20 protein-coding genes and 1 pseudogene are annotated in these 20,001 nt (G+C 61.5%); 10 read left to right on the forward strand and 11 right to left on the reverse strand.

Translation table 11 applies throughout. The features are described 5' to 3' along the window. Positions 1-8: 8 nt before the first annotated feature. The 4 genes from QU606_RS06815 to QU606_RS06830 all read right to left on the reverse strand — a co-directional run bounded on the left by QU606_RS06815 (position 9) and on the right by QU606_RS06830 (position 4,254). On the reverse strand, positions 9-728 hold the full coding sequence (locus QU606_RS06815) for an oligogalacturonate-specific porin KdgM family protein (RefSeq protein WP_024074288.1): 720 nt from the start codon (positions 726-728) through the stop codon (positions 9-11). 105 nt (positions 729-833) lie between these two features. Then, a complete protein-coding gene (locus tag QU606_RS06820) occupies positions 834-2,204 on the reverse strand; it encodes an MFS transporter (protein WP_024074287.1) in 1,371 nt (456 codons plus the stop codon). Between the two features lie 61 nt (positions 2,205-2,265). Then, a complete protein-coding gene (locus QU606_RS06825) occupies positions 2,266-3,090 on the reverse strand; it encodes an inositol monophosphatase family protein (RefSeq protein ID WP_024074286.1) in 825 nt (274 codons plus the stop codon). A 147-nt stretch (positions 3,091-3,237) separates the two neighbouring features. Further along, positions 3,238-4,254, reverse strand: coding sequence for a LacI family DNA-binding transcriptional regulator (locus tag QU606_RS06830; protein WP_024074285.1), 1,017 nt, complete (start codon positions 4,252-4,254; stop codon positions 3,238-3,240). A 301-nt stretch (positions 4,255-4,555) separates the two neighbouring features. On the opposite strand from QU606_RS06830, the gene QU606_RS06835 reads away from it, so the two are divergent. Then, positions 4,556-5,161: a TetR/AcrR family transcriptional regulator gene (locus QU606_RS06835; RefSeq protein WP_024074284.1), complete on the forward strand. Its 606-nt coding sequence runs from the start codon at positions 4,556-4,558 to the stop codon at positions 5,159-5,161. A 118-nt stretch (positions 5,162-5,279) separates the two neighbouring features. Here the strand turns inward: QU606_RS06835 and QU606_RS06840 are convergent, their stop codons facing one another. Further along, positions 5,280-5,720 (reverse strand): heme-binding protein, encoded by a 441-nt coding sequence (locus tag QU606_RS06840; protein ID WP_024074283.1) that lies wholly within the window; start codon positions 5,718-5,720, stop codon positions 5,280-5,282. Between the two features lie 256 nt (positions 5,721-5,976). Here QU606_RS06840 and gcl point away from each other — a divergent pair, with 256 nt between their 5' ends. The 8 genes from gcl (at position 5,977) to QU606_RS06880 (ending at position 15,328) form a co-directional block, all read left to right on the forward strand. After that, positions 5,977-7,752 carry a glyoxylate carboligase gene (gene gcl, locus QU606_RS06845; RefSeq protein ID WP_069075578.1) on the forward strand — a complete coding sequence of 592 codons (1,776 nt, stop codon included), beginning with the start codon at positions 5,977-5,979 and terminating at the stop codon, positions 7,750-7,752. Positions 7,753-7,762: 10 nt separating this feature from the next. Further along, a complete protein-coding gene (gene hyi, locus QU606_RS06850; RefSeq protein WP_069075577.1) occupies positions 7,763-8,545 on the forward strand; it encodes a hydroxypyruvate isomerase in 783 nt (260 codons plus the stop codon). A 161-nt stretch (positions 8,546-8,706) separates the two neighbouring features. After that, complete coding sequence (locus tag QU606_RS06855; RefSeq protein ID WP_102624100.1) at positions 8,707-9,597, forward strand: 2-hydroxy-3-oxopropionate reductase; 891 nt, start codon at positions 8,707-8,709, stop codon at positions 9,595-9,597. Positions 9,598-9,760: 163 nt separating this feature from the next. Further along, a complete protein-coding gene (locus QU606_RS06860; RefSeq protein ID WP_304998248.1) occupies positions 9,761-11,041 on the forward strand; it encodes a glycerate kinase in 1,281 nt (426 codons plus the stop codon). Beyond that, on the forward strand, positions 11,031-12,446 hold the full coding sequence (gene pyk / locus QU606_RS06865) for a pyruvate kinase (protein ID WP_024074278.1): 1,416 nt from the start codon (positions 11,031-11,033) through the stop codon (positions 12,444-12,446). The genes QU606_RS06860 and pyk overlap by 11 nt, the downstream gene beginning before the upstream one ends. Before the next feature lie 50 nt (positions 12,447-12,496). After that, complete coding sequence (locus tag QU606_RS06870) at positions 12,497-13,372, forward strand: urea transporter (RefSeq protein WP_304998249.1); 876 nt, start codon at positions 12,497-12,499, stop codon at positions 13,370-13,372. Between the two features lie 31 nt (positions 13,373-13,403). Next, positions 13,404-14,228, forward strand: a complete 825-nt coding sequence (locus QU606_RS06875) for an ion transporter (RefSeq protein WP_024074276.1) — start codon at positions 13,404-13,406, stop codon at positions 14,226-14,228. A 95-nt stretch (positions 14,229-14,323) separates the two neighbouring features. Next, positions 14,324-15,328, forward strand: a complete 1,005-nt coding sequence (locus QU606_RS06880) for a sulfate ABC transporter substrate-binding protein (RefSeq protein WP_024074275.1) — start codon at positions 14,324-14,326, stop codon at positions 15,326-15,328. Positions 15,329-15,456: 128 nt separating this feature from the next. On the opposite strand, the gene QU606_RS06885 is transcribed toward QU606_RS06880, so the two are convergent. Continuing rightward, a complete protein-coding gene (locus QU606_RS06885) occupies positions 15,457-16,071 on the reverse strand; it encodes a DUF5666 domain-containing protein (protein ID WP_024074274.1) in 615 nt (204 codons plus the stop codon). 178 nt (positions 16,072-16,249) lie between these two features. Between QU606_RS06885 and QU606_RS06890 the strand changes: the two genes are divergently transcribed. Next, positions 16,250-17,446, forward strand: coding sequence for an MFS transporter (locus QU606_RS06890; protein ID WP_024074273.1), 1,197 nt, complete (start codon positions 16,250-16,252; stop codon positions 17,444-17,446). Here QU606_RS06890 and QU606_RS06895 read toward each other — a convergent pair. The 5 genes and pseudogenes from QU606_RS06895 to QU606_RS06910 form a co-directional block, all read right to left on the reverse strand. Next, on the reverse strand, positions 17,443-17,847 hold the full coding sequence (locus QU606_RS06895; protein ID WP_069075574.1) for a type II toxin-antitoxin system HicB family antitoxin: 405 nt from the start codon (positions 17,845-17,847) through the stop codon (positions 17,443-17,445). The two genes, QU606_RS06890 and QU606_RS06895, sit on opposite strands and share 4 nt — an antisense overlap. Before the next feature lie 11 nt (positions 17,848-17,858). Beyond that, positions 17,859-17,930, reverse strand: a pseudogene (locus QU606_RS32835) (addiction module toxin, HicA family); the annotation flags it as partial. Positions 17,931-18,267: 337 nt separating this feature from the next. Beyond that, complete coding sequence (gene phnN, locus QU606_RS06900; RefSeq protein WP_069075573.1) at positions 18,268-18,840, reverse strand: phosphonate metabolism protein/1,5-bisphosphokinase (PRPP-forming) PhnN; 573 nt, start codon at positions 18,838-18,840, stop codon at positions 18,268-18,270. 70 nt (positions 18,841-18,910) lie between these two features. Next, on the reverse strand, positions 18,911-19,117 hold the full coding sequence (locus tag QU606_RS06905) for a hypothetical protein (protein ID WP_155766385.1): 207 nt from the start codon (positions 19,115-19,117) through the stop codon (positions 18,911-18,913). Positions 19,118-19,611: 494 nt separating this feature from the next. Beyond that, entirely contained in the window at positions 19,612-20,001 is a 390-nt protein-coding gene (locus QU606_RS06910; RefSeq protein ID WP_024074270.1) for a hypothetical protein, read from the reverse strand.

Consider the following 20,001-nt stretch of genomic DNA (forward strand, 5'->3'; position numbering starts at 1 on the left):
TCCTTTCATCAGAATTCGTAGGAGAAGCCCACGCGGTAGCGGGCCTGGCGCTGGTCAGTGTTCTTGTCGACATACACGTCGGCCACTTCCAGGTATGGGGTCAAGTAGTTGGTGAGTTTGTATTCGAACAGCAGCTTATTGCTGTAATTCTGGCGTGTACCGTCGAAGACAATCTGATTGCTGTATATCTGCTTGCGCCCGACACCGACCGACAACAGGCCAAACTTGTACTTGGCGCCCAACTCCAGCGCATCGTCGTGTTTATCCGCCTTGCCCTCTTCGTCATACCGCGTGAGTTTGTGGTAATACCCCGGGGTAATGGAGAACTTATCAGTGATGGCATAGGATACTTTCAACGACGGCTTATAGGATTTCTTATCCTTGCCGTCGGCATAGGTGAACTTGGGCTTGACCTTCCACTTGGCCCCCAACTTGTGGCTGTACTTGACCTTGGCCTTGAGTTCGTCCTTGGTCAGCCGCGAAAACGCCTTGCCCGGCTGGCCGTCGCTGTCAGGCGCGGTGGCCATCACCGCTTCGAAGGAGAACGCCAGGCCATTGTCCAGGGCCTGGGTCAGCATCACCTTGTCCTTATGCTCACGCTCCACTTCCGAATACTGGTGCTGGTAGTCCAGTTCCAGCGCCTGGGTGGTGCTAGAGGCAATGACCAGACCAATAAACGAATATCGCCTTAATGCTTTCTTATGATGTCCAGCGCTCAATTTCTTCATGTTTTTACCTGTTATTTTTATTGTGGATGACACGACAACTTTGCTGTTTTACGCGCACAGCGGTACGGCTTCCGATGACTCGGAACGGGTGAAACCAAGAGGTGGTCAGTTAGTTAACGGGGTATCGATCAAAAGCTGTTGTTTTCGTTTACGGCGGTGAACTTGCCCGGAAAACAGCGCGGTCATCAATACCGAAATCAGCGAAGCGCCCAGCCAGAACAGCGACAGGGTATGGAAGTCGTACAGCTTGCTGCCGTCCTGGGCCAGGGTGGTGCCGTGTTCGATCAACACCCCGGTGAGAATCTCGCCCGCCGCTGCCCCGGCGTAGCTGGCAATGCCGATCATGCCCAGCGCTGCACCGGCTGCGCTTTTGGCGGCAATGTCCACGGCCATCAAGCCGCCGAGAAAACACAGCAACGCGCCCATGGAAAGGCCGAACAACATCATGGCCAGCGCATCCAGCCAGTAGTGGCCCCCAGGCAGGAACAGAAACATCCCCAGCGACGCACTGTTCATCAAGCCGAACAGGATCGCCAGGCCATGACGCCGGCCATCGAAGAAGCGATCGGACACCAGCCCACTGAGGCCCGTGCCGACAATGCCGAATACACCGGTGATGGAGATCAGCGCCGAAGCCGACAATGTGTTGTAGCCCTTGGCGTTTTCAAGGAAGAACACGCCCCAGGAAATCACCGCATAGCGGCCGATATACATCAGGCAGGAGGCCAGGGCCAGCAGCCACAGCGCCGGATTTTTCAGGAGTGCCAATTGCGCGCCCCACTTGCCGACGGTCTTCAACAGCACTTCTTCGCGGCCACCGTCCACTTCTGCAAAGCCTGCGCTCTGCGGCGAGTCGGCCATGAACAGGTAGATCAGCAACATACCGAGCACGCCCATGGCAGTCGCCAGGAAATAGCCGTACTGCCAGCCCCAGGTGACGATCACGGCGGCGACTGCGATGTAGGTCAACGCCTCGCCCAGGCTGTGGGCAATCGACCAGAAGCCATAGAACGTGCCGCGCTCCTTGTCGGCGTACCAGCGCGACAACGACACCACGCACGGCCCCACGCCCATGGACTGGGCCCAACCGTTCAGACCCCAGGCCAGGGTGAGAATGATCGCGTTGGTGGTCAGGCCCATGCAGGCGTTGACCACCGCGCTGATCAACAACCCGAGCATCATGAAGCGCCGCACATTGGCATGGTCGGCCAGGAAGCCGTTGACCAGCTTACCCACGGCATAGGTGAAGAACAGCGCGGAACCGATCATGCCCAGTTGCGTTGGGCTGAGCAGGTTCTGCCCCACCAGCGCCGGCTTGGCCACATTGAAGGACAGCCGGCACACGTAGAACAGCGCATAGCTCAGGGACATGGATAAAAAGGTCAGCCAACGCACCCGGCGAAAACGTCGCCCATCGGGGTCGGCCACCAGAGGTCGCGCAGGCGCGGCATGGAACAAGGACAGCAGGGAATTCATGGCGGACAGTCTCCTATTGTTATTATTCGCTGTACGTTCAAACGCAGATCGTAAAAAGGGCTCAAGCCTCCAGTGACGGGCCGATCAACTCGGCCAGTTGCGGGTACACCTGGGCGCTGGCCACCAGCAACGGGTTGCCGCCGAGCAGACCATCACCGCGCAGGAAATCGCTGCAACGGCCACCGGCTTCACTGACCAGCACCAACCCCGCCGCACAATCCCAACTGTTGATATGGGTTTCGTAGTAGCCCACCAGGCGCCCAGCCGCGACGTAGGCGATCATCAGCGCGCCGGAACCATTGCGAATAAACATGCCGCCGCCCTCCAGCAAGCCAGTGAGAAACGGGATGAAGTGCTCCTTGCCACGCCGGTGGGAGGTGCCGACGCCGGTCACACCGTATCGAATATCGGCGGCCGGGCTGACCCGGATCGGCGTGTCATTCACATAGGCGCCCAGGCCGCGGCAGGCGTGGAACAGCTCGTTGTGGTTGGCGTCGGCCACGGCACCGAGCCAGGGTTGACCGTCCACCAGCAGGCCGATGGACACGCACCAGGTGTGCAGGCCATTGACGAAGCAACTGGTACCATCAATGGGGTCGACCACCCACACACAACGCGCTTGCAAGCCGGCCGCGCCGCCCTCCTCGCCCACGAAGCCATCCTCGGGAAACTGCTCGGCCAGGCGCGCCTTGATAAACACCTCCAACTCGCGGTCGGCGATGCTGACCACGTCCTGGGGGACAGCCCCTTTATGTTCAACATGCAATTGCTCGCGCTGCTGGTAATACGTCATGCCACGCCGCGCGGCTTCCATCGCGACCTGACGCACCAGCGCGTAACGCGCGGCCAGATGATCGAGGCGCGGTAATGTCTCTGCTTGTGTCATAAGCCTTACCTTCAGCGTCGATTGCACACGTGTGCAATCGTTCGGGAAAAAAAAGTGAAGGCACGCCTTTTTGGGGAGGCCGGCCATTCACCGATTACTGCCCATACAACACGAAATAAATTTTCTCTTCAAGCTATTATTGAAATTTTATTTCTGAATTTTCGTCGTGCCGCGTTCGATCAAGGTCACAGGCACCGGCTCGAATTCAGCGACCCGCATGAAGTTCTCCCCCCGCGCGACGATAGCACCGACGGCGCGTTGCGCCAGTTGCACACTGTCCTGGCGCACGGTGGTCAGGTCGTAGGCCAATTGCGCAGCCTGGGCGATATCGTCAAAGCCGATCACCTGCACCTGTTGCGGCACCTGGAGGTGCAACGTAAAGCGCAATGCGTCCATCACCCCGAGTGCCAGCATATCGGTTGCACAGAAGATCGCGTCCGGTCCCTCCCCCTGGCTGAACAACGCCAGCAACGCCTGCATGCCGCCCTGATAACCCGGGGTTTCATTAAACACCGTCTGCGCCTCGACCCCCACCTCGGCCAGGCGCTGGGAAAACCCCAGCCAGCGCTCGCGGCTGCTGAAGTTATGCGCGCCCTGGCCCACAAACGCCAGGCGCCGCGCGCCGCCCTTGAGCAAGGCATCGGCAGCCATACGCCCACCGGCGCGGTTATCACTGCCCACCACTTCAGCCCCGGCCAGTTCATGGCCACGGTTGATCATCGCCACCGGAATCTGCCGATCCAGGTAATGCTGGACCACCGACAACGGCGGCGAGGCCGAGGTCAGGATCACCCCGGCAATCTGGTAGCTGAGCAACGCATGCAACGACTGCTCAAGCTGCGCCGGGTCATCGGCATTCATCAACAAGGGCATCAAGCCACGACGGCTCAGGCTATGGGCGATGGGGCTCAAGAGGCTGGCGCGAAACGCACTGTCGAAACCGGCAGTGACCACACCGACAAAGTTGCTGCTGCCCTTGTTCATGGTGCGGGCAATCATATTGACCTGATAACCCAGGGCCTTGGCCGAGGCCAGCACCTTTTCGCGGGTGGCGGGGGCCACGCTGGCACCCGGGGTGAACGTGCGCGACACCGCCGAGCGCGAAACACCGGCATGCCGGGCCACATCCAGGGACGTAATCACGTTTTTTTCAGAGGTGTCCATCGGCAATCGACCACTGCAAAAGAGCCGATACGGTAATGGCAAACGCAGCCCAGGGAAAGCGCGGCAATGGCGCATTCTTGAGGCTCGCGCGAAGCCGGTGCTACCATGCCCGACCGCCTGTCCTGGCAAGGAAACATCCCGTGCTCAGTTTCATAGATACGTTTCTCTTTTGGCGAGTGGCTGTTGTCGTCAGGCAAGGAGCCGCGACGACTCATAGCTCGCTAGGGGGAGGAGCGGCGACGCAGAATGGCGGCAACAGACGCCGTCAAAAAAAAACAGTATCTGTGAGACTGAGCACTTTATGAGCACCATTCGCGAGCGCAACAAAGAAAAGATCCTGCGGGCGGCCAGCGAGGAGTTTGCCGACAAGGGCTTCGCCGCGACCAAGACCAGCGACATCGCCGCCAAGGCCGGGTTGCCCAAGCCCAACGTCTATTACTACTTCAAGTCCAAGGACAACCTCTACCGCGAGGTGCTCGAGAGCATTATCGAGCCGATCCTGGCGGCTTCCACGCCGTTCAACCCCGAGGGTGAGCCTTCGGTGGTGCTCAGCAACTACATCCGCTCGAAAATCCGTATCTCCCGCGACCTGCCGTTCGCCTCCAAGGTGTTCGCCAGCGAAATCATGCATGGCGCCCCGCACCTGAGCACCGAGCAGGTTGAACAGCTCAACGCCCAGGCCAAGCACAATATCGACTGCATCCAGAGCTGGGTGGATCGCGGGTTGATTGCACCGATCGATCCAAATCACCTGATGTTCAGCATCTGGGCGGCGACGCAGACATATGCGGATTTTGACTGGCAGATCTCGGCGGTGACCGGCAAAGCCAAGCTGGATGAGGCCGATTATGAAGCCGCGGCGCAGACGATTATTCGGTTGGTGCTCAAGGGGTGTGAGCCGGACTGATACACCGGGGGGCCTGGGCCAATCGGGGGCAAGCCCCCTCCCACAATTTTGACCATGTTCGCAGTTCAAAATGTGGGAGGGGCTTGCCCCCGATGAGGCCCTGACAGTCACCCAATCCTCAAGCTGACACCCCCGCATCCGCCATCAACCCCACCCCCTCGATCGCCGTGATCGCACACTGCTCGTCAATATCCGACGTATCCCCACTGATCCCGATCGCCCCCAACACCAACCCCGCCTGATCGCGAATCAACACCCCGCCCGGTGCCGGCACCACGCTGCCCTGCCCCAGGCTGTTCAACGCCGCGATAAACGCCGGGCGCTGCTGCGCATCCAGCGCCAGCAGGCGTGAGCCTTTGCCCAAGGCGATCGCCCCCCAGGCCTTGCCGATGGCGATTTGCGGGCGCAGCAGGCTGGCACCGTCTTCCCGTTGCAGGGTGATCAAGTGACCGCCGCTGTCCAGTACCGCGATGGTCAGCGGCGCGGCTGAAATCGTACGGCCAGCGGTAAGGGCCTGGCTGGCCAGTTGGGTGGCAATTTTCAAGGTTAAAGCGCTCATGGTGCCGTCCTTATCTTGTTATGGGTAACGCCGTGGAGGTCTGTTTGATCAGATGCTCGATCAAACAAATAGAACACAATTATTTTATTTATTGTATACAATATTTCTTAACAAACCCTCCATCCGTCGAAAAACTGCCTTCCGACGAACGCAAAGGACCGCACATAAAATGCATTGACCTATGTCGCTCGCCGTGAATACACTTTGGACAAACACCACTTGTATACAATTACAAAACGCAAGAGGCACCAAAACAATGAGCAAAATGAGAGCAATCGAAGCCGCCGTTTTAGTGATGCGCCGTGAAGGCGTGGACACCGCCTTCGGTATCCCAGGCGCCGCGATCAACCCACTGTATTCGGCCTTGCAGAAAGTGGGTGGCATCGATCACGTCCTTGCTCGCCACGTTGAAGGCGCCTCGCACATGGCCGAGGGCTACACCCGCACCAAGGCCGGCAATATCGGCGTGTGCATCGGCACTTCGGGCCCGGCGGGCACCGATATGGTCACCGGCCTCTACAGCGCCTCGGCCGACTCGATCCCGATCCTGTGCATCACCGGCCAGGCGCCGCGGGCACGCATGCACAAGGAAGACTTCCAGGCCGTGGACATCACCAGCATCGTCAAGCCGGTGACCAAATGGGCAACCACCGTCCTGGAACCCGGCCAGGTGCCCTACGCGTTCCAGAAAGCCTTCTACGAAATGCGCTCCGGCCGCCCCGGTCCGGTGCTGATCGACCTGCCGTTCGACGTGCAGATGGCCGAGATCGAATTCGATATCGACGCCTACCAGCCACTGCCCCTGGCCAAACCCCTGGCCACACGCATCCAGGTGGAGAAAGCCCTGGCACTGCTGGACCAGGCCGAACGCCCGCTGCTGGTAAGCGGTGGCGGCGTGATCAACGCCGATGCCAGCGAGCTGCTGGTGGAGTTCGCCGAGTTGACCGGCATTCCAGTGATCCCGACCCTGATGGGCTGGGGCACCATCCCGGACGATCACCCGCTGATGGTGGGCATGGTCGGCCTGCAAACCTCCCACCGTTACGGCAACGCCACGCTGCTCAAGTCAGATGTGGTGCTGGGCATCGGCAACCGCTGGGCCAACCGCCACACGGGCTCGGTGGAGGTGTACACCCAGGGGCGTAAATTCATTCACGTCGACATTGAGCCGACGCAGATCGGCCGCGTCTTCACCCCCGACCTGGGTATTGTTTCCGACGCGGGCGCCGCCCTGACGATGTTTATCGAAGTGGCCCGCGAGTGGAAAGCCGCAGGCTTACTCAAGGACCGCAGCGCCTGGCTGCATGATTGCCAGCAGCGCAAAGCCACCCTGCACCGCAAGACCCACTTCGACAACGTGCCGGTCAAGCCGCAACGGGTGTACGAAGAGATGAACCAGGTGTTCGGCAAAGACACCTGCTACGTCAGCACCATCGGCCTGTCGCAGATTGCCGGCGCGCAATTCCTGCACGTCTACAAGCCACGCCATTGGATCAACTGCGGCCAGGCTGGCCCATTGGGCTGGACCATCCCGGCAGCGCTGGGCGTGGTCAAGGCCGACCCGAGCCGCAAAGTGGTGGCGCTGTCCGGCGACTATGACTTCCAGTTCATGATCGAAGAGCTGGCCGTGGGTGCGCAGTTCAAGCTGCCGTACATCCACGTGGTGGTGAACAATTCCTACCTGGGGCTGATCCGCCAGGCCCAGCGTGGCTTTGAAATGGACTACTGCGTGCAGCTGTCCTTCGACAACCTCAACGCCCCGGAACTCAACGGCTATGGCGTGGACCACGTCGCGGTTGCCGAAGGCCTGGGGTGCAAGGCCCTGCGCGTGTTCGAGCCGAGCCAGATTGCGCCGGCGTTGCGCAAGGCCGAGACGATGATCGAAGAATTCAAGGTCCCGGTGATCGTTGAGATTATTCTGGAGCGCGTGACCAATATTTCCATGGGCACCGAGATCAACGCCGTCAATGAATTCGAAGACCTGGCCCTGGTCGGCAATGATGCGCCGACCGCCATTTCCCTGCTCGATTAAGGAGAACCCTATGCCGCGCTTCGCCGCCAACCTGTCCATGCTGTTTACCGAACAGGACTTTCTTGCTCGCTTCAAAGCCGCTGCCGAGGCAGGCTTCAGTGGGGTGGAATACCTGTTCCCCTACGAGTTCAGCTCAGCCGACATCAAGGCACAGTTGGATGCCCATGGCCTGACCCAAGTGCTGTTCAACCTGCCGGCCGGTGACTGGGCCAAGGGCGAACGCGGCCTGGCCTGCCACCCGGATCGGGTCGAGGAATTCCGCGCGGGGGTCAACTTGGCCATCGCCTATGCCCAGGTGCTGGGTAATACGCAGGTCAACTGCCTGGCGGGTATCCGGCCCCAGGGCGTTGATGATGCAACCCTGGAAAAAACCTTTGTCGCCAACCTCAAGTACGCCGCCGACAAACTGCAAGCAGTGGGCATCAAGCTGGTGATGGAGGCGATCAATACCCGTGATATTCCAGGCTTCTACCTGAATAACACCGCCCAGGCCCTGTCGATCCGCGAGCAGGTGGGCAGCGCCAACCTGTTCCTGCAATACGACATCTATCACATGCAAATCATGGAAGGTGATCTGGCCCGCACCATGGCCGCGCACCTGAGTGAGATCAACCATATCCAGCTGGCGGATAACCCGGGGCGTAATGAGCCGGGGACTGGGGAGATCAACTATCGCTTCCTGTTCGAACATCTGGATCGGATTGGGTACCAGGGTTGGGTGGGCTGTGAGTACAAGCCGTTGACCACCACCGAAGCGGGTTTGGGTTGGCTCAAAACCCATAACGCCATCTGACAGGCACCACCCAAAACCAAAATGTGGGCGGGGGCTTGCCCCCGATGGCGGCGAGTCAGTCAACACCATTTCGTCTAACACACCGCTATCGGGAGCAAGCCCCCTCCCACCTTGAATCTGCGGTGTCTGGCGGACCGCGCTAATAAAAAGAGGATTTCATCATGGCTAAAATCGGATTTATCGGCACCGGCATCATGGGCCAACCTATGGCTGCCAACCTGCAAAAAGCCGGTCACCAACTGTTCCTGTCCGAGCATCACGGCAAGGCGCCAGAAGCACTGATCGCAGCCGGTGCCGTGGCCCTGGCCAACCCGCAGCAAGTTGCCCAGGAAGCCGAGTTCATCATCGTCATGGTGCCCGACACTCCGCAGGTCGATGACGTGCTGTTCCGCGCCGACGGCGTGGCTGCCGGGTTGTCGTCGAACAAGGTGGTGATCGACATGAGCTCGATCTCGCCCACTGCGACCAAAGCGTTCGCCGCCAAGATCAACGAGACCGGCGCACAGTACCTGGATGCCCCGGTGTCCGGCGGTGAAGTCGGCGCCAAGGCCGGCACCTTGAGCATCATGGTCGGCGGCGAACCGCAGACCTTTGAGCGTGCCCTGCCGCTGTTCCAGGCCATGGGCAAGAACATCACCCTAGTCGGTGGCAATGGCGATGGCCAGACCGCCAAGGTGGCCAACCAGATCATCGTCGCGCTGAATATCCAGGCGGTGGCCGAAGCGCTGCTGTTCGCGGCCAAAAACGGCGCCGACCCGGCCAAGGTACGTGAAGCGCTGATGGGTGGCTTTGCCTCGTCGAAGATCCTCGAAGTGCACGGCGAACGCATGATCAAGGGCACCTTCGATCCGGGCTTTCGCATCAACCTGCATCAGAAGGACCTGAACCTGGCGCTGGCCGGGGCCAAGGAACTGGGGATCAACCTGCCGAACACCGCCGGCACCCAACAGGTATTCAGCACCTGCACGGCGATTGGCGGCGGTAACTGGGATCACTCGGCGTTGATCAAGGGGTTGGAGCATATGGCGAATTTCTCGATTCGCGATAAATAACCCCTCTACACAGTCCCCTGTAGGAGCGAGCGCGCTCGCGAAAAACCCAAGAGCGCCACTGGGTATCAGGTTACCCGCGTTATCGTTAACGACCTTCGCGAGCAAGCTCGCTCCTACAGGTTGCACCACCTTTCCAATAATAAAAATTCCCCGGAGCCCGCTTATGTCGGTCGATCCGCAACACCTGCTTCGCGAGCTGTTTGCCACAGCCATCGACGCTGCCCACCCCCGGCAAGTCCTTGAACCCTACCTGCCCGCCGACCGCAGCGGTCGGGTGATCGTGATCGGCGCCGGCAAAGCCGCGGCCGCCATGGCGCTGGTGGTGGAAAATTGCTGGCAAGGTGAAGTCAGCGGCCTGGTGGTCACCCGCTACGGCCACGGCGCGCCGTGCCAGAAAATCGAAGTGGTCGAAGCCGCGCATCCGGTCCCGGATGCGGCCGGACTGGCCGTGGCCAAGCGAGTGCTCGAACTGATCAGCCACCTTGGCGAAGACGACCGCGTGATCTTCCTGCTCTCTGGCGGCGGCTCTGCCCTGCTGGCCCTGCCCGCCGGAGGCATCAGCCTGGCCGACAAACAGGCCGTCAACAAGGCCCTGCTCAAGTCCGGCGCGACCATCGGCGAGATGAACTGCGTACGCAAGCATCTCTCGGCGATCAAGGGCGGACGGCTGGCCAAGGCGGCCTGGCCGGCGACGGTCTATACCTATGCAATTTCCGATGTGCCGGGTGACCAGGCCACGGTCATCGCTTCCGGCCCGACCGTCGGCGACCCAAGTACGTCACAACAGGCCCTGGCGATCCTCAACCGCCACGACATCGACACCCCGGCATCCGTGCGCAGCTGGCTGCAGAACCCGGCGTCAGAAACCATCAAGCCCGGCGACCCGATACTGACCCGCAGCCACTTCCAACTGATCGCCCGCCCCCAGCAATCCCTGGAAGCCGTCGCGGTTAAAGTGCGCCAGGCCGGTTTCAGCCCGCTGATCCTCGGCGACCTCGAAGGCGAAGCGCGGGAGGTGGCCAAGGTGCACGCCGGTATCGCGCGGCAGATCGTGCAGCACGGCCAACCGCTGGCGGCACCGTGCGTGATCCTCTCGGGGGGCGAAACCACCGTCACCGTACGTGGCGATGGCCGTGGCGGGCGCAATGCGGAATTCCTGCTGAGCCTCACCGATAGCCTCAAGGGCTTGCCCGGCGTGTACGCCCTGGCCGGCGACACTGACGGCATCGACGGCTCGGAAGACAACGCCGGCGCCATCATGACCCCGTGCAGTTACGCGCGTGCCGAAGCGCTGGGCCTTTCAGCCAGCGATGAGTTGGATAACAACAACGGCTACGGCTACTTCGCCGCCCTCGACGGCTTGATCATCACCGAACCGACCCGCACCAACGTCAACGATTTTCGCGCCATTCTGATTCTTGAGACTGCCCAACATGACGCCTGACAAGAAAGTCAAAATCCTCGCCACCCTGGGCCCGGCCACCGACGGTATCGATCACATCCGCGAACTGGTGGAAGCCGGGGTGAATATCTTCCGCCTCAACTTCAGCCACGGCGAGCATGCCGATCACGCCCAGCGCTACCAATGGATTCGCCAGGTGGAGCGCCAGCTCAATTACCCGTTGGGCATCCTCATGGACCTGCAAGGACCGAAGCTGCGGGTCGGGCGTTTTGCCGAGGGCAAAGTGCAACTGGTGCGTGGCCAGGCGTTGCGCCTGGACCTGGACCCGACGCCGGGCGACCAGTGCCGGGTCAACCTGCCCCACCCGGAAATCATCAAGGCCCTGGAACCGGGCATGGACCTGCTGCTGGACGACGGCAAACTGCGCCTGCGGGTGATCACCAGGCACACCGATGCCATCGACACCACCGTACTCAATGGCGGCGAACTGTCTGACCGCAAAGGCGTGAACGTCCCACAGGCGCTGCTGGAACTCAGCCCGCTGACCGCCAAGGATCGTCGTGACCTGAGTTTCGGCCTGGAGCTGGGCGTGGACTGGGTGGCACTGTCATTCGTACAGCGCCCGGAAGACATCCGCGAAGCCCGCGAGCTGATTGGCGACAAAGCCTTCCTGATGGCCAAGATCGAGAAGCCTTCGGCCGTGCAGCGCCTGCACGAAATTGCCGAACTGAGCGATGCGATCATGGTGGCCAGAGGCGACCTGGGCGTGGAGGTACCGGCCGAAAGCGTGCCGCAAATCCAGAAGGACATCATCAGCACCTGCCGCCAGTTGGGCAAACCGGTGGTGGTGGCCACGCAGATGCTTGAATCCATGCGCTTCTCCCCGGCGCCGACCCGCGCCGAAGTCACCGATGTTGCCAATGCGGTAGCCGAAGGCGCAGATGCGGTGATGCTGTCGGCGGAGACGGCGTCGGGCGAGTACCCACTGGAAGCCGTGCAGATGATGAGCAAGATCATCCGCCAGGTGGAAAACGGCCCGGACTACCAGGCCCAACTCGACGTCAGCCGGCCCAAGGCGGATGCCACGGTGTCGGATGCCATCAGCTGCGCGATCCGGCGCATCAGCAGCATCCTGCCGGTGGCGGTGCTGGTGAACTACAGCGAGTCGGGCAGCTCCAGCTTGCGCGCGGCGCGGGAACGGCCGGTGGCGCCGATCCTCAACCTCACGCCGAACCTCTCGACCGCGCGACGCTTGAGCGTGGCGTGGGGCGTGCACTCGGTGGTCAATGACCGGCTGCGCCAGGTGGATGAAGTGTGCTCGACGGCGCTGGAGATCGCCCAGGCCCAGGGCATGGCGCAACGCGGGGATACCTTGGTGATTACCGCCGGGGTGCCATTTGGGCAGCCGGGGTCGACCAACTCGCTGCGCATCGAGACGCTGATCTAGCGCCTGTCAGGGCCCCATCGGGGGCAACTCGGTCCCACTGAATACCCACCATGCCCAACCCAACCTGCCCCGACTGGGCCGAAGCCCTGCTCAACGGCTTCAGCCAGATTGTCCTGCAACGCCATCCGCTGTGCGGCCTGCTGTGCCTGCTGGCGATCCTGATCGGCGCCCCGGCTTTGCTCGGTGGCGCGCTGCTGGGTGGCGTGGCGGGATTGCTCACGGCCCAGCGTCGCGGTTATCCCAAGGCTGAGCGCCAGGCCGGGCTTTATAGCTACAACGGCGTGTTAGTGGGCGTGTTGATCAGTCAGCAGTTCGCCTGGACGGCCGTGCTGCCACCGTTGATCCTGGCGTGCGGCGGCTTGAGTGCGATCCTGATGCGGCAATGGTTGAAACGCGCCAGCCAGCCCGATGACTTGCCGGCCTATACCGCGCCTTTTGTCGGCCTGGGTTGGTTGCTGCTGGGAACAGTCCCCGCGAGCACGCTTACCACGGCCCAACCCGACATCGTTTCCCTCAGCGCCGCGCCGTTGACCGGGCTCGCGCAAATCATGCTGTTGGATCAGCCCCAGGCCGGCGCCCTGATTGCCCTCGGCCTGTGGCTGGCGAATCGACGCTCCGCGATATGGGCCTTGACCGGCACCAGTGCCGGCGTGCTGCTTGCGCTGTGGCTGAAGGAGCCCACCAGCGCCCTGCTCGGCCTGCACAGCTACAACCCCGCGCTGGCGGCGTTGGCGCTCAGCCAGGTACGTTGCCAAGCGTGGCTGCCGCTGTTTGGCATCCTGCTGGCCATCATCCTCACGCCCGGCTTTGCCGCCTTGCACCTGCCAGCGCTGACCGCGCCGTTCATCCTCGCCTGCTGGCTGGTGCGCGCCAGCCTTCGCGTGCTTCGGAAACCGCGCATGGACAGCCCCTTTGAATCCCCCTAGGCTTGCTCGATATTCGATTCAGGCGGGCTTTATGGACAGCAACAACGACTGGCGCCAGCGACTCTACGTCATGGTTTTTCAGAGCGACACCGTCGCCGGACGGCGCTTCGACGGCATCCTGCTGTTGATCATCCTCGCCAGCCTGGTGATCGTGATGCTCGACAGCATCGACCAGATCCACCAGAACTACGCCGATGTGCTGGCCTACATTGAATGGGGCTTTACGCTGATCTTCCTGATCGAGTACGGGTTGCGCCTGTACTGCTCGCCCAAGCCGTTGCGCTACGCCTTCAGCTTTTACGGGCTGGTGGATTTGCTCGCCATCGTGCCCGGCATCCTTGCGCTGTATTACAGCGACGCGCAGTACCTGCTGATCATCCGCATCATCCGCATGCTGCGGATTTTCCGCGTGCTCAAGCTCAGCCCCTACCTCAAGCAGGCCAACTACCTGATGGCGGCGCTGCGCGGCAGCAAGCAGAAGATTGTGGTGTTCCTGGTGAGCGTGTGCACCCTGGTGACGGTGTTCGGCACCTTGATGTACGTGATCGAAGGCCCGGAACACGGCTTTACCAGTATCCCCAAAGGCATCTATTGGGCGATCGTGACCCTGACCACCGTGGGCTTCGGCGATATCGTGCCAAAGACACCGCTGGGCCAGGTGATTTCCTCGCTGGTGATGATCACCGGTTACTCAATCATTGCCGTGCCCACGGGTATTTTTACCGCGGAGCTGGCCAGTGCCATGCGTGGCGAGCAACTGCACACCGACTGCCCGGTGTGCAAGAAGGACAGCCACGAGCCCAACGCAGCATTTTGCTCGCGCTGCGGCAGCAATCTTTTTAAGAAAGTGGAATAAGCAAAGTTCTTTTTAATCTTTAAACGACTATGCCGCCCCAGCTATAGTCGCTGGCAATGTGCCTCCCCCTCTTCTCGAACAACAAGGAATGAGCAGTGAAAAAATTCGTTAGCGCCTCTCTCCTGGCCGCCGGCCTTGCCCTGGCGGGCGCCGTCCAGGCTGCACCGGTCACCCTGCTCAACGTCTCCTATGACGTGATGCGCGACTTCTACAAGGACTACAACGCCGCCTTCCAGAAGCACTGGGAAGCCGAGCACCCGAACGACAAGCTGACGTTGCAGATGTCCTTCGGCGGTTCCAGCAAACAAGCGCGCTCGGTGATCGACGGCCTGCCGGCTGACGTGATCACCATGAATATGGCCACTGACATCAACGCCCTGGTCGACAACGGCAAGCTGGTACCGGACAACTGGGTAACGCGCCTGCCGAACAACAGCGCGCCGTTCACCTCCGCCACCGTGTTTATCGTGCGCAAGGGCAACCCCAAAGCCCTGAAAGACTGGCCTGACCTGCTCAAGGATGGCGTGCAAGTGATCGTGCCCAACCCGAAAACCTCGGGTAACGGCCGCTACACCTACCTGTCGGCCTGGGGTTATGTGCTCAAGAACGGCGGTGATGAAGAGAAGGCCAAGGCGTTTGTCGGCAAGCTGTTCAAGCAAGCGCCAGTGCTGGATACCGGCGGCCGTGCAGCCACCACCACGTTCATGACCAACCAGATCGGCGACGTGCTGGTGACCTTTGAAAACGAAGCGGAAATGATCGCCCGTGAATTCGGCCGTGATCAATTCGAAGTGATCTACCCAAGCGTCTCCGCCGAGGCCGAGCCGCCGGTGTCCGTGGTCGACAAAGTGGTCGAGAAAAAAGGCACCCGCGTGGCCGCTGAAGATTACCTGAAGTACCTGTGGTCGCCAGAAGGCCAGGAAATCGCGGCCAACAACTACCTGCGCCCACGTGACCCGAAGGTGCTGGCCAAGTACACCGACCGCTTCCCGAAAGTCGACTTCCTGTCGGTGGAGAAGACCTTTGGTGACTGGCGTACCGTGCAGAAGACCCACTTCAATGATGGTGGGGTGTTCGACCAGATCTATTCCGGTCAATAACTGAAGAAACGCGGTAAACATGTGGGAGGGGGCTTGCCCCCGATGGCAGTGCATCAGTGAGACATCTGTCGACTGACACTCCGCCATCGGGGGCAAGCCCCCTCCCACATTTAGTTTTGTGGTTGGTGTTACATCGGTGGTGTCACGCCATCCTTGCCGGCGGAAATCGCCTGGGCCGTGATCGTTCCATCCTTGCCCTGTGCCGCGAACAACACCACCTTGACCCCCGGTTTGAGCAAGCTACGGTCTCCTGGCTCCAGGTTGACGATCGGCACATCCTCCGGCACCACAATCTTCTGCTCGCCGCCCTTGTACTTCACCGTCAACGTGCGCCCGTTACTGACGACCAGGTCGCCGACGGTGCCGTTGGTCATGCTGCTGCCTTCCTTCAGGTCGAACGCCCGATGCCCGTCACCCGTGCCGGCCATCGCCGGTGGGAACACGTGGACTTCCAGGGCGGTCAGGGTGCCGTCGGCGTTGGGCATGGCGGCCGAGCCGATGTAGCTGCCCGGTTTGATCTCATCGATCTTGGCCAGGGTCACGGCGCGGACCTGGGTGGCCTGGGTCAGGTGCACAGTCACCTCTTCACCACTGTTGACCTTGACGTGCATGGCGTCGCCGTCCATCGCGGTGATGGCGCCGCGCACGCCAACCCGCGGCGCCTCCGCGGCGTGGGCGAGGCCGACGGCCATCGCGGCGGCCAGGCTTGACGCCAGGAGCATCTTGTTCAGCGTGATCTTCATGGCACTGGATTTCCTGTTTCGGCAGTTATGACTGAATGTATCATTGCCCTTCGACCCGAAAATTAACGTTTCAGTCATTAATGCCCGGCATGAGTGTTATCACCACAAACGGCCTACTGCCCGCCGGGCCTTGTCTTTATTCTCGCTCGCCATCTTCCTTCGCTTTTATGAGAACACCATGAACGCTACCTCACACGCTGCAAGCACCATGACCCGCGGGATGGTGATGCTGTTTGCGTTTTGCTGCGGCGCCATCGTCGCCAATATCTACTATGCACAACCGATCATCGAACTCATCGCACCGGACATCGGCCTGACGCCGGCGATGGCCAGCCTGATCGTATCGCTGACGCAAATCGGCTACGCCCTGGGCCTGTTTTTCCTGGTCCCCCTGGGTGACTTGCTGGAGAACCGCAAGCTGATGATCGCCACCACCGTGGTAGCCATTGCCAGCCTGTTGGGCGCGGCGTTCACCGAGCAGCCGAACTTGTTCCTGCTGGTGTCGCTGCTGATCGGCTTCAGTTCGGTGTCGGTGCAGATCCTGATCCCATTGGCCGCGCACCTGGCGCCGGCCGAGTCGCGGGGACGGGTGGTGGGCAGCATCATGGGCGGCCTGCTGCTGGGCATCCTGCTGGCACGGCCGGTGTCCAGCGTGGTGGCGGATCATTTTGGCTGGCGGGCGATGTTCATGGCGGCGGCAGCGTTGATGGCGTTTATCAGCGTGGTGCTGATGCTGACCATCCCCAAGCGTCAACCGGATCACTCCGCCAGTTACGGCCAACTGCTGCGCTCCCTCGGCACCTTGCTGCGTGATCAACCGCTGCTGCGCCAACGCGCCTTTTATCAAGGCTGCATGTTCGCCACCTTCAGCCTGTTCTGGACCGCCGCCCCGCTGGAGTTGGTGCGCAACCACGGCCTGAGCCAGACCCAGATTGCGATCTTCGCCCTGGTCGGCGCCATCGGTGCCATCGCCGCCCCCATCGCCGGGCGCCTGGCCGATGCCGGCCACACCCACCGTGCTTCGCTGCTGGCCATGATCTTTGCGGTGTTGAGCTTCCTGCCGGCCTTCGTCCACCCGCTGTACAGCGTGATCGGCCTGGCGGTGACCGGCGTGGTCCTGGACTTCTGCGTACAGATGAACATGGTCCTCGGCCAACGCGCCATCTACGCCCTTGACGCCAACAGCCGCAGCCGCCTGAACGCGCTGTACATGACCAGCATTTTCATCGGCGGCGCCTTCGGTTCGGCGATTGCCAGCAGCGTGTACGAACACGGCGGCTGGCTGGGCGTGATGCTGGTAGGCAGCGCGTTTCCGTTGCTGGCGTTACTGCGCTTCCTCAGTGCATCGCGGCAGGCGGCGGTCGCCACCGCCTAAGAGCGCACCAACTTCTCCAAAGCCGCGTCCGCCAGAAATGACGAGCGGCTTTTGACCTTGTGCTCGCGCACATACCGGTCGATGCGCTGGATGACATAGCCGGGCAAGGTCACATTGACCTTCTCGGTCTTGCCCAGATAGGGCGAGATGTCCAACTCCAGCATCCCCCAGCCCATCCCCGCATAGTCTGCGTGGGCGTAATGATCGGCCACCGACGTGGGCATCGGAATCACCCCACCCTCTGCGGCGATCTCCTGCAGCCGGATGTGCGCGACCTCCACAGCAGCGTTGTACGCTTCTTCAAAACTGTCCCCGGCAGTGACGGCGCCTGGAATATCGGGGATCTGGATACCGGTAGCGGTGAAGTCATCGCCCCATTCGATACAGATTGGGTATTGCATGAATGCTCTCCTTAAAACTGAAACAGCCCGGCGCGTTTCCTGATGCTTCTGACGGTGCCCAGCGGCAGATCCTTCTTGGGATGCGCACGGGATCTATGGGCGGTGTTCCCCACAGGCAGGATGACGAGCGCCAAGGCGCGGGCGTTTGTGGAATATGTGGAAGGGTTATTGGCTTAGCACTGCACGCTTGAACCGTGGGATAGGTCCATTCAACCACTATCAGGATGTGCCAGCACTGCCTCGACGCTCCTGGTGCGGCTGGCGATCCACATCCGGAGATCGGTGTCGAATAGCAGCTCGTCGACGCGGCGCAAACGTGCGTAATAGTCGTAAGGGTCGGCATGGGGCACACCCTGAAAACCCCCGGTACGCGCCGGCGCACTCGACCGGGATTTGCCGCGCGTTACCGGCCCAGCAGGGTCAAGCACACGCCGAGTGCCCTTGGTCGAGGCAGCACAGCAGACGCTCGACGGTGTGCTCCAATGGGCCGGAGTTATCCAGCACAAACAGTCCTGCCTCATTGCCGGCGATCAGTTGCGCGGTGAACCGCGCATTGCGCGCCAGGCGTTCTTCAATATCTGGCAAAGACTCACGCCCACGCGCAATCAGGCGCTGGCGCAACACGACCTGGTCAACCGTCAGCAACAACACCAGCAACGTCGGGTAGCGCTCACGGGTTTGCGCCAGGTGCGCACGGGAGCCATTGACCAACACGTCCTCCCCCGCCGCCAGCCACTCGTCAATTTGCCTGGGAATCCCGTAGGACAGCCCATTGGCCTGCCAGCTCAGGGCAAACGCGCCCTCGGCCTTCATCGCGGCAAACTGTTCGGGGCTTACCCCTTGCGCGGCCTCGCCCACGGCTTCCGCCGAACGGGTAATCACGCGGCGCACCAAGCGGCAGCCGCGCTCGGCCAAGCGGGGTCGTGCCGCATCCAGCAGGCTGTCCTTGCCCGAACCCGATGGCCCGATGAGATAGATCAACCTGCCTGCCATGAAAACACCCTCTTTGCTTGTCGCCATATGTGTTGCACTACAGGACGCCTTTACAGCTCTGGGCTTGCCGTCAGTTGCTCGCGTCGTCATCACTGGAAAGTCTATCCAGCAACCGTTGGGTCGCCAGGCCGGAGGTGGCCACACTACCCGAGTACGCCCCACCGCGCATCACGTTCGACGCGGCCATCATTGGGCGAAAACGGTCGATTCCATACCGACCCAGCAGCGAGGGAATGCCGGCACATCCGCCGATATAGCCTGGGCTGAGGCAAAACAAGACTTTTCCTACGGCTCACCCTGGATCGGGCACGCATGATGTCGAGCGAGCTGTACGCAGGAGGGCATGCCCCTGCCGGGTTTCCATCCCCCGGCGCCCAATCTGCGTACGGCTCGTTCTTTCTTATGCCGCCTCATCGTTAGGACCGGCCCTACACAGATTTCGGGTGGCGTTCGATCACCTCACCGCGCCGTGGCTTGATAGCGCGCAGATCTAAACCCTGATGCCAGTCAGTCAAGAGATAGAACGAACAAAGAGTAACCTGTGGCGAGCGGGCTTGTTGTGGCGAGCGGGCTTGCCCCGCGTTGGGCTGCGAAGCGGCCCCAATAAGGCCACCGCGTTTCTCCAGGCATATTAAATCGCCAGGTTTTGGGGGCTGCTTCGCAGCCCAACGCGGGGCAAGCCCGCTCGCCACAACAAGCACGCTCGCCACGACAAGCACGCTCGGCACAGTTACAGGGTAATGACTGGCATTACCCGAAGGTCGCCTTTTGTCATTGGGCGTACTGCCTGCTCAACCCCGGCGGCACGCCGTGCACGTCGGTGTCTTCCCAAGGCCCGTTCGGGCTGATGGAACGGCTCCAGCCGTTGCTCCAGCGGTAGTAGGTGCGCTGGCGGTAGAAGGTGTCAGGCTGGTCGTCCAGTACGTATACCTGCATCTTGCCGTCCCAGTGGCTGGCGGCGCCGGGGGGCGGGGCGAAGGTGGGTGACGAGGTTGGCACAGGTTTCGGTGCCGGGGTCACCGGGCCGGAGGGCCTGGTGCTCGGCTGGGTCGATGGGCCCGGGGGGATGGTCGGGCCGGTGGGCGCGGGAGGTCGGTGGACCGCACAAGCGCTCAGCCCCAGTACCAGGCTGAGCAAGGTGATACGTGCAAATGCGGTCAT

Source organism: Pseudomonas sp. OVF7, from assembly GCF_030644265.1.
GTDB lineage: Bacteria > Pseudomonadota > Gammaproteobacteria > Pseudomonadales > Pseudomonadaceae > Aquipseudomonas > Aquipseudomonas gorinensis.

Coding starts and splice junctions, on each gene's coding strand:
- QU606_RS06815 (WP_024074288.1), bottom strand. CDS start 728: ATGAAGAAATTGAGCGCTGGACATCATAAGAAAGCATTAAGGCGATAT.
- QU606_RS06820 (WP_024074287.1), bottom strand. CDS start 2,204: ATGAATTCCCTGCTGTCCTTGTTCCATGCCGCGCCTGCGCGACCTCTG.
- QU606_RS06825 (WP_024074286.1), bottom strand. CDS start 3,090: ATGACACAAGCAGAGACATTACCGCGCCTCGATCATCTGGCCGCGCGT.
- QU606_RS06830 (WP_024074285.1), bottom strand. CDS start 4,254: ATGGACACCTCTGAAAAAAACGTGATTACGTCCCTGGATGTGGCCCGG.
- QU606_RS06835 (WP_024074284.1), top strand. CDS start 4,556: ATGAGCACCATTCGCGAGCGCAACAAAGAAAAGATCCTGCGGGCGGCC.
- QU606_RS06840 (WP_024074283.1), bottom strand. CDS start 5,720: ATGAGCGCTTTAACCTTGAAAATTGCCACCCAACTGGCCAGCCAGGCC.
- gcl (WP_069075578.1), top strand. CDS start 5,977: ATGAGCAAAATGAGAGCAATCGAAGCCGCCGTTTTAGTGATGCGCCGT.
- hyi (WP_069075577.1), top strand. CDS start 7,763: ATGCCGCGCTTCGCCGCCAACCTGTCCATGCTGTTTACCGAACAGGAC.
- QU606_RS06855 (WP_102624100.1), top strand. CDS start 8,707: ATGGCTAAAATCGGATTTATCGGCACCGGCATCATGGGCCAACCTATG.
- QU606_RS06860 (WP_304998248.1), top strand. CDS start 9,761: ATGTCGGTCGATCCGCAACACCTGCTTCGCGAGCTGTTTGCCACAGCC.
- pyk (WP_024074278.1), top strand. CDS start 11,031: ATGACGCCTGACAAGAAAGTCAAAATCCTCGCCACCCTGGGCCCGGCC.
- QU606_RS06870 (WP_304998249.1), top strand. CDS start 12,497: ATGCCCAACCCAACCTGCCCCGACTGGGCCGAAGCCCTGCTCAACGGC.
- QU606_RS06875 (WP_024074276.1), top strand. CDS start 13,404: ATGGACAGCAACAACGACTGGCGCCAGCGACTCTACGTCATGGTTTTT.
- QU606_RS06885 (WP_024074274.1), bottom strand. CDS start 16,071: ATGAAGATCACGCTGAACAAGATGCTCCTGGCGTCAAGCCTGGCCGCC.
- QU606_RS06890 (WP_024074273.1), top strand. CDS start 16,250: ATGAACGCTACCTCACACGCTGCAAGCACCATGACCCGCGGGATGGTG.
- QU606_RS06895 (WP_069075574.1), bottom strand. CDS start 17,847: ATGCAATACCCAATCTGTATCGAATGGGGCGATGACTTCACCGCTACC.
- phnN (WP_069075573.1), bottom strand. CDS start 18,840: ATGGCAGGCAGGTTGATCTATCTCATCGGGCCATCGGGTTCGGGCAAG.
- QU606_RS06910 (WP_024074270.1), bottom strand. CDS start 20,001: ATGACCGCATTTGCACGTATCACCTTGCTCAGCCTGGTACTGGGGCTG.